Here is an 8,281-nt window from a genome sequence, read left to right on the forward strand (position 1 = left end):
GGTTAACGTAGCTGATGCGGCGTTATGTCTCCTGAGTACTGCGGTTGAAAACCAAAACTTCGTGCAATTTCGTGCAAAGGGTTTCAACCATGGCAAACATTCAAAAAATCACCGGTAAGCGTGGCAGTAGCTATCGCGTCCAATTCATGAAAAATGGCCGTCGTATCGGTCAAACCTTCAAAACCAAAAAAGCAGCCGAAGCCTTTATGGCACAGCTCATTGTTTACGATGACATGGCCGATGCTTTGACGCACTCCAGCCTTTCCACAATCCTAATTGATTCCGCAATAACGGCATTTCTCGATCAGTACAAAGGCCGTGATCGTTCCATCATCCAACGTCTTGGTTGGTGGGCTGAGCACCTCCAGGGGAAGCCTGTCGGTAAGGTCACGCGCCAACACATCAAGGCTGCCCTAGATGTGCTGACAAAGCGCAAGAAGTCCCCGGCTACACTTAATCGCTATAAGGCGGCTATCTCCAGCTTGTTCGAGTGGTTTAACGAGCAGCACAATACCAAACACAATCCTGCCCGCGAAGTTCGCCAGAAGGCTGAAAACAATGGCTGCACCCGTTTCTTATCTGATGATGAGCTGTCCCGCCTGCTGAAAGCTGCAAGTGCCAGTAAGTGGGAACGCTTGCATCTGCTTATCCACATGGCTATCGCTACCGGCGCCCGTAGGAGCGAGCTGATCAATCTGAAATGGTCAGATCTCGATTTTCAGCGTAAGACGGCGGTCCTGGAGCACACGAAGAATAGTTCGAAGCGTGTTTTGACGCTGACAACAGCTGTTATCCAAGAGCTAATGCCGTTTCGTCAGGTGGGCGATGCCTATCTGTTCCCCCACACTTCTGAGCTGCATGGTCCGTTTGAGCATTTCGATCATCACTGGAAAGCATGCCTTATCGAGGCCGCAATCACCGACTTCCGATTCCACGATTTGCGCCATACCTGCGCCTCCCTGCTTGCCATGAATGGCGCCACCCTGTTGGAGATTGCTAACCACTTGGGGCATAAGACGCTGGCGATGGTTATGCGGTACGCCCACCTGTGTGTAGCACACAAAGCAGCTTTGACTGAGCGCGTTTTCGGTTCCATAGCAACAGATAGGCTGTCAACTATCTGCACACGCTATCCCCTGAAAGGAGGTGAGGAAAAGGGAGGGGCAACAACAGATAGCCTTTTCTAAATAGCAGATGTCAGCCATGTAAAAAGCCTTCGCAATTGCGCCAGTGCTTCGAGGGCTATTGAGCACACTTGAAGACGAGTTCCAAGATGAACACTTCAAGCATATTCACCAAGGCTGCAGCTCAACAAGGTGAGCGAGCAGCTGATTCCATATGGGACACATCTCTGATGAACTACTTCGACGAAGTCGATAGCTTCGAGGATTTCTGTAAACTGCTTGCCAAAAACATTGCCAAAGCACATCACGGTGGAACCAATCTGACTGATTGGAAAGTCTATGCCAAAAACAAGCACGTAGTTCACATGGTGGTAGCCCACTACAACAGCGTCGTCAACCAGGATGGAATCCCAGCGCGCTGGGTGATGAAGTTTGTTGCTGAGGGCCTAGCGCGTCACCTTAAGAACAAACCTCTATGGTCTACTGTCTCAAGAGGGGGGGAGAGTTGTGGGCTCCCAGCATTCGTCCAATACATCAATGAGCGATATCCTCGCAACCAGAGCAACATCGCACAGTCTCTCGGTGTTACGGATCGGACGGTATACACACTCCTTAGTGCTCGAAGTGATAGGATCAGCTATGTGCTGAATGTACTCCGGGACCGCTTTAAAAATGAAGACTTTGATAGTCTTCTTAGCGACCTCCCTGACGTTGACAAGGTCGACAAAAGGGCAAAGGAGGCTATAAAGCAAATCGAGGACAATGTCGGGTCGCTCTATTGCGCCGAAACAGGTGAGTTAAGTTTGGACAAATTGAACGATTTGAACAAGAAGGCATTCGGACGGGATTAGCCTGTCATGGCCAGACTCGCATGCTGCTCTTCCGTCGGCAGTTGGCTCACCACTACCGTCGACGATTTCCCGTACAGATCATCCATGACTTCCAGCAGACCGTGCGCTGCTCTGCATTCACCATCGCCTCCAGTCCCCAGTCATCCAGGATCAACAACTCAAGCAGGGCCAAATGGTTCAGCATCCGAGGGTAACTGCCATCCACCCTGGCCTGACTCAGTTCCAACAGCAGCAGTGACAGCCGGTAGTAGCGGGTGCTGCACCCTTGCAGACTCGCCTGATCGCCCAGCGCGCAGGTGAGATAGGTCTTGCCACTACCACAGGGACCGGTGAACAGCAGGTTCTGCCCGCGCACCAGTCACTCCCTTTGTGCCAGGCTGGCCGGTCAAGGTTACGCGCACAATGGTCGTCCACCTCCTGCACCGCGCCGCGGCCTGGATCTTGAGCCTGGCCTGCTTCACCAACCGGATCTGCTTACGCTGCTCCCGGCTCAGTTGCTCATGTTCAACCAGCAGGCTCAGCCGCTTGCTAAACGCCAGTCCCTCATAGGTGCCAGTCTGATCCTAGTGTTGTTGCAGTGCCTCGGCCATCCCGGTCAGTTTCAGGGCGTGCAGCGCCCCGCACCCTCCCCCCGGCTGGACAGACTGCCTAGCCATTTGCTATTGCCGAGATACTGCAGGGCCTGCTTGATGGGCACGAAGAGCCCCAGCCCCCCTGTTTCGGCAACTTGCAGCAATTTAACGTCCCGCCTTTTGGGGTTCAAAGCAGACTCATGACATCACTCTGGTGCTGGGCTCTGCGCCTCACCATCTCACAACCTTCATCTGAGATCTCTATTCCTACAGCGATCATCTATTCGGAAGAAAACTATTTTTTGTTTGCTTCCGGTTTCGCCCATGCGGTTTGGGTAAACATGTCCTCGCCGGTCCTGACTAGGCCGGGTTCAACCGCAGTTTAGAGACATTATTCAGGAGAAAACACAATGAATGAAATGAGTCTTATTTCCATGTCGCAAGACCTGAATAACTGGGTTGCCATGGTAGAGCTGCCGAAGGCGTATCCGCAGTTTTCCAAAGCATCGCTGAAACACTTGTTCTGGAAGCGGGCTGAACGTCCTGGCTTGGAACGTTGCTCTCGCCTGGTAGGCAAGAAGCTGTATATCAACGTGCCGATGTTCGGCCTGTGGCTGGCCGGTCAATTGCCTGAACAGCAGTAGGTGACGGATGACCAATCAGATGGGAACCCCCGCTGTTAGCGGGCTGGAGAAGATCGATGTGCAAAGCATCGTGAAAAGAATGGAAAAGGACCCAAGATGATTAAAAAACAGGCAAATAAAAACCCCTCCGAGCTGGCGGGCTCGCAAGGGGCAAAGGTCTTTTCAACAGTTGCCAATGCTAAGGCAACTCAGCCTGACCGGCAAGTCTGTCGCAATGATCAGCCAGTAGACCCCCGTGCCGTGCTTGCGTACACCTACCTGATGACCACCTCTCCGCCCACCGATGCGGCCAATGATGATCCCCAGCTTGCCAAGCTGGAGCAGATCGAGCAGGCCAAGGAGGGGGAGGATGGGTTGAGCGAGTCGATCCGTTCCCTGCTTCGCAAGCGTGATCTGCTGCGCGGAGGTGGTAACCATGACTAAGACCCATGCCGCAGTCAACGTCGAGGCTCCCCGCAGGTGGAGTCTCACTCGGCTCCAGCAGAAGGCGGCCAACATCCACGCCAACGGCTATGCACTGATCCCTTGCTGGGCCAAGCCTGGGGAGGATGGAGCTACTGAGTGGTTGCCCAAGCCTTACAAGGATCACTCCGTCACATACACCCCTGGGGAAGTGTACGCCAACCATGATCGCTTCGGCGTTCGTCTTGATAGCGCGATCCTGCTGGACTATGACGGCAACAAGCGCAGTGATGCTGTGGGGATCTTCGACCTGTGGAATGAGCTGCGCCCCGGCGAAGAGAACACACCCGAAGTTGTCTATGGCGAGGCCATCCAATGGCGCGAGGTCGACGGCGCCCCCGATGGCTCGCTTCATTGGCTGTTCCGCCTGCCCGATGGATTCGACGCCTCCGGCCTGCGCCAGTGCATCAACGACGCATGGCCGGGTGTGGACATCAAGACTGGCAACCAGCTGATCTATATCAAGGCCGATAAGACCCTGCCCGATGACACCTTGCTACCAGTTTCCGATCTGCTGGAGGCACCGCCCGCCCTGCTGGAGCGCATGAAGCAGACAGCACCAGTACGCACTGAATTCGCACCCACGATCATGGCCGGCGATACCTCTCACTATGGCGAAAAGGCCCTGGCCTCTGCCTGCGAAGACATCGCCAACGCTCCTGAGGGGCACCGTAATAAGACGCTGAACACCCAGGCGATGAAGGTCTATCAGCTTGTTGCTGGAGGCGTGATCGCAGAGGTAGATGCGGACAGCGCACTGGATGCCGCTGCGCTGGCTTCAGGGCAATCCAGAGGCGAGGTGGCTGCCACCCTGCACAGCGCCAAACAGAAAGGCATGAAGGAGCCGCGCAAGGCTCCGGAACCCCGTAAGAATGAGCCGGCCAGGTGTTTGCCCGTTGCAGCCAACGACGATGGCGAGCAGGAGATTAACACCGCTTCATTGCTAGACATGGCAGGAGATCACCCGCTGGCCGTCTTCTCCCGCGAGGTGGCTGACTCCATCCAAATAAGTCGCGACTCCACCTTCATGATCGGTTTGGGCCTCACATCTGCAATGGCTGGTGCGGCATTTTGCATCAAGACGCCCTGGGGTGCAGATTTGCCGCTCGGGCTTTATGTCACAGCAGAGCAGCCGCCAGCAGCTGGGAAATCTGGCGTAGTGAGCGCGTATCAGAAGCCATACAGGGAAGCATTGCGCAGGATGAATGAAGACCGCAACCGTGATTTGGATGCGCTCGAAGAGCAGATCGCAGCGGCAGATGATCCGGCAGTTAAGGGCGAACTGAGCGAGCAGCTTCACCACAAACCCCAACCAGTAAGGGGGTGGATCAGCAACGCCACACCAGAGGGACTGGAGAAGGATTGCATCGCCCCGAATTATGGTCTCTTCATGCTGGCGTCCGATGAGCGCGGCCTTTTGAATAGTGTGTTCGGCCTGTCATACGGCAAAGGCGCGACGGTAAACATGGATGCAGCGCTAAAGGGTTTTGATGGCGGTTCATATGTTAGCGTCCGGACAACCAGACGGGGATTTGATGGCGAGGTACACGGTTCAATAGTCTGCTTTGCGCAGCCTGGCAGCATTGAGGCGATCATGGAGGCTAGCGGAGGGACAGGCCTGGCAGAGCGCTTTCTGTGGCTGAGTGACGAGCACCAGCTCGGGAAGCGTAATCACCTGAAGCCGTGGATTAAGCCTAATAGCGAGCCATTCCGCCGCCTTTGTGATGAGGTGGTGAAGCTTATCCCGGCCCGGCCAGCACTGGACAAGCTGACGCCGTTGGCAATGCCCGTTGCCTTGATAGATGAGTTGAGCAAGGCCAAGCAGCAAATCGAAGCTGAGCTCGGTGATGATGGTCGCTTTGGCAATGATGCCGTCCGAGGTGCCGCAGGTAAGTTGGATTTGCAGGTAATGAAGATCGCATCAATCTTGCACATCAGCCGCCACCTGTGCGAAGGAAAGCCAGTGCCTCCCAACATAGGGGCCGCTGACTTCGAGATCGCTCTCAATATCTGCTGTGAGTTGCTGGAGCGGTATCGGCAGGCACTCATCAGTAAGCGGATCATCGGCTTTGGTGCTGAGGCGGACGCCGTCATTGAGTATCTGGAGAGGTTTCCGAACGGCAAGGACATGGAGCAGGCCAAGAACGCCTTACGCTCAAGGGCGGTATTTAAGGGCAGGGGCACCAAGCCAATAACCGCCACAATAGAAAGGCTGGCAGCAGTATTTGTCGTGGCAGTGGAAACCGGCATCACCTTGCGCAAGACGATCAGGCTTCTCTGAGGCAAGCAATACCAAGAGGGGAGGCGATGGCCTCCCTTTTTTGTATCTGAAAACCCTAAAACAGCACAAAACACACAAAAAAAGCACGAAACCTAGGCTCAGCAAGGCTTAGCGTCTGTGTGGCCGATACACAATGACACACAAATGGCACAAAACCACTGGCATTGACTTACTGTATTTTGTGTGTTTTGTGTATCCCTGTGTGTCTGGCACACAACCCGCAACATGCGCCATTACTGAGTTTTGGCCATTTTTTGTGTGTTTTGTGCCTTTTTCGTGTTTTGGCATGGAGGGGGAGTGAGGTAAGCAGTGGGATGGCCGGCCAGTGGCGTGAGGAGATGGAGATACACAGCCTCAACCTCAACCTCGAGAGCCACCTCGACTTCGACTTCGATGTTCATCGAGCACCGGCCCGACATCGAGAACCACCTCGAAGATTTCCCTTCTGGCTGGCCTCATTTCTTCCCAAAAACCGACGTTTACACGCCGTTTTGCACGGTGAGACGCCCGAACCCAGTGATGGCGGGTATCCTGCCGGATGCGTAATCCACTGTTCCAGCTAAGGAGGGCAGGCTGATTTATTTCCGCACATCCTGGCAATGATGGTCGTCCTCCCCCTGTAGGGCTGGAACCGGTCTACCACCATAGTAAATACTGGTCGCCTATGACCAATTCCCCTATGCAGACAACAGATTATCCAGACTGGCACGGTATCGAACTCGCTTACTGTGCTGGCCGCCAGAGTGTGCGCCAAATAGCGATAGAGCACGGTGTTTCACATACTGCCATTAACAAGCGGGCCAAGACTCACGAATGGTCAAGAGTCACAACACCTGTTAACGCTGCCTCATCTTCAGGTATGACTACGGCCCCTGTAAGTAGCTCTGAACACGTGGATTCTACAACTCAAGTTATGATCCCAGTTTTCACTCCTAAGGTTTCCACTGTGGAAACCAATACGTCGAATTCCAAGTCGGTAACTAGAGGCCGTCGGAGTGCATTCACAAACGAGTTGGGGGAAGCTATATGCAGCGCCATTGCTGACGGGATGAGTCTACGCGCAGTGCTTGCTCGTCCAGGTATGCCGTCCAAATCCATGGTAATGCGCTGGTTGGCTGATGAACGCTACATAGAATTTAGGGACCAGTACGCATGCGCGCGCGAGGATCTGGCCGACAAGCTGGCCGACGAGATCCTCCAGATTGCCGATGACGGCAGCAATGACACCTTCCTCGACGCCAACGGGAACGTAAAAGTTAACCATGATGTGATTGCTCGTGCCCGCCTGCAGATCGATGCTCGTAAATGGCTAGCCGCAAAGCTGGCTCCCAAGAAGTATGGCGATGGGGGGCAGCGAGAAAATTCTGGTATTAACCACGGGAGCATGCAGGTGAAATCCACAGTCACGTTTGTGAATCCACCCAACTGCGACGAAGATGGCGAGGTTTCTAAAGACAACTGAATTTATAAAAGTGAATGAAAGCTCAAGAGCCTGTGCGGCAATCTCGTTCGGGACGAAGGGGTCGGAGGTTCGAATCCTCTCACACCGACCAAATTCAACAAGGGCTTAGCTTTGGCTAAGCCCTTGTGCTTTTCCGGCCTCGCAGCTCTGTGGGGCATTTGTGGGGCATTTTTCTTGGCCTCCCTTTTCTTTTCCTTCATCTAAGGTCGAGCTTGGGTGCCTCACTCTGGACAGCCGCCTGTCTCGGCGGCAGGGCAATATATCTGTTTCCTTCCAAATTTGGACTCACCCAACACACCTTTGAGGGATTTTGCTGTATCTTGGGACCAAGGTAAGAGTCGTCTAGGGAAGGTGCGAATAAGCGGGGAAATTCTCCTCGGCTGACTCAGTCATTTCATTTCTTCATGTTTGAGCCGATTTTTTCTCCCGTAAATGCCTTGAATCAGCCTATTTAGACCGTTTCTTCGCCATTTAAGGCGTTATTCCCAGTTTTTAGTGAGATCTCTCCCACTGACGTATCATTTGGTCCGCCCGAAACAGGTTGGCCAGCGTGAATAACATCGCCAGTTGGTTATCGTTTTTCAGCAACCCCTTGTATCTGGCTTTCACGAAGCCGAACTGTCGCTTGATGATGCGAAATGGGTGCTCCACCTTGGCCCGGATGCTGGCTTTCATGTATTCGATGTTGATGGCCGTTTTGTTCTTGCGTGGATGCTGTTTCAAGGTTCTTACCTTGCCGGGGCGCTCGGCGATCAGCCAGTCCACATCCACCTCGGCCAGCTCCTTGCGCTGTGGCGCCCCTTGGTAGCCGGCATCGGCTGAGACAAATTGCTCCTCTCCATGCAGCAGATTACCCAGCTGATTGAGGTCATGCTCGTTGGCCGC

The 8,281-nt window shown here is 54.1% G+C and carries 8 protein-coding genes; 6 read left to right on the forward strand and 2 right to left on the reverse strand.

Annotation, left to right across the window (positions count from 1 at the left end):
* The first annotated feature begins 89 nt into the window (after nt 1-89).
* Nucleotides 90-1,187 (forward strand): site-specific integrase, encoded by a 1,098-nt coding sequence (locus tag AB5Y86_RS07995; RefSeq protein ID WP_100652429.1) that lies wholly within the window; start codon nt 90-92, stop codon nt 1,185-1,187.
* Nucleotides 1,188-1,273: 86 nt separating this feature from the next.
* Nucleotides 1,274-1,975 (forward strand): hypothetical protein, encoded by a 702-nt coding sequence (locus tag AB5Y86_RS08000; RefSeq protein WP_144716081.1) that lies wholly within the window; start codon nt 1,274-1,276, stop codon nt 1,973-1,975.
* A 52-nt stretch (nt 1,976-2,027) separates the two neighbouring features.
* Here AB5Y86_RS08000 and AB5Y86_RS08005 read toward each other — a convergent pair whose 3' ends face one another.
* Entirely contained in the window at nt 2,028-2,330 is a 303-nt protein-coding gene (locus AB5Y86_RS08005; RefSeq protein WP_272950160.1) for an ATP-binding protein, read from the reverse strand.
* A 627-nt stretch (nt 2,331-2,957) separates the two neighbouring features.
* Between AB5Y86_RS08005 and AB5Y86_RS08010 the strand changes: the two genes are divergently transcribed.
* The 4 genes from AB5Y86_RS08010 to AB5Y86_RS08025 all read left to right on the forward strand — a co-directional run bounded on the left by AB5Y86_RS08010 (nt 2,958) and on the right by AB5Y86_RS08025 (nt 7,396).
* Nucleotides 2,958-3,191 (forward strand): hypothetical protein, encoded by a 234-nt coding sequence (locus tag AB5Y86_RS08010; protein ID WP_186301945.1) that lies wholly within the window; start codon nt 2,958-2,960, stop codon nt 3,189-3,191.
* Nucleotides 3,192-3,287: 96 nt separating this feature from the next.
* The gene (locus AB5Y86_RS08015; protein ID WP_100652433.1) at nt 3,288-3,614 is read left to right on the forward strand and encodes a hypothetical protein; all 327 of its coding nucleotides are present in this window, start codon (nt 3,288-3,290) and stop codon (nt 3,612-3,614) included.
* Nucleotides 3,607-5,934, forward strand: a complete 2,328-nt coding sequence (locus tag AB5Y86_RS08020; RefSeq protein WP_100652435.1) for a DUF3987 domain-containing protein — start codon at nt 3,607-3,609, stop codon at nt 5,932-5,934. Before AB5Y86_RS08015 ends, AB5Y86_RS08020 begins: the two co-directional genes overlap by 8 nt.
* A 913-nt stretch (nt 5,935-6,847) precedes the next feature.
* Nucleotides 6,848-7,396: a terminase gene (locus AB5Y86_RS08025; RefSeq protein WP_323931075.1), complete on the forward strand. Its 549-nt coding sequence runs from the start codon at nt 6,848-6,850 to the stop codon at nt 7,394-7,396.
* 492 nt (nt 7,397-7,888) lie between these two features.
* On the opposite strand, the gene AB5Y86_RS08030 is transcribed toward AB5Y86_RS08025, so the two are convergent.
* Nucleotides 7,889-8,281 (reverse strand): transposase (locus tag AB5Y86_RS08030; protein WP_186301958.1); only part of this gene is annotated, 393 nt, incomplete at its 5' end.

Source organism: Aeromonas sp. s8, from assembly GCF_040907785.1.
In the GTDB taxonomy this organism is placed as follows: Bacteria; Pseudomonadota; Gammaproteobacteria; order Enterobacterales; family Aeromonadaceae; genus Aeromonas; species Aeromonas veronii.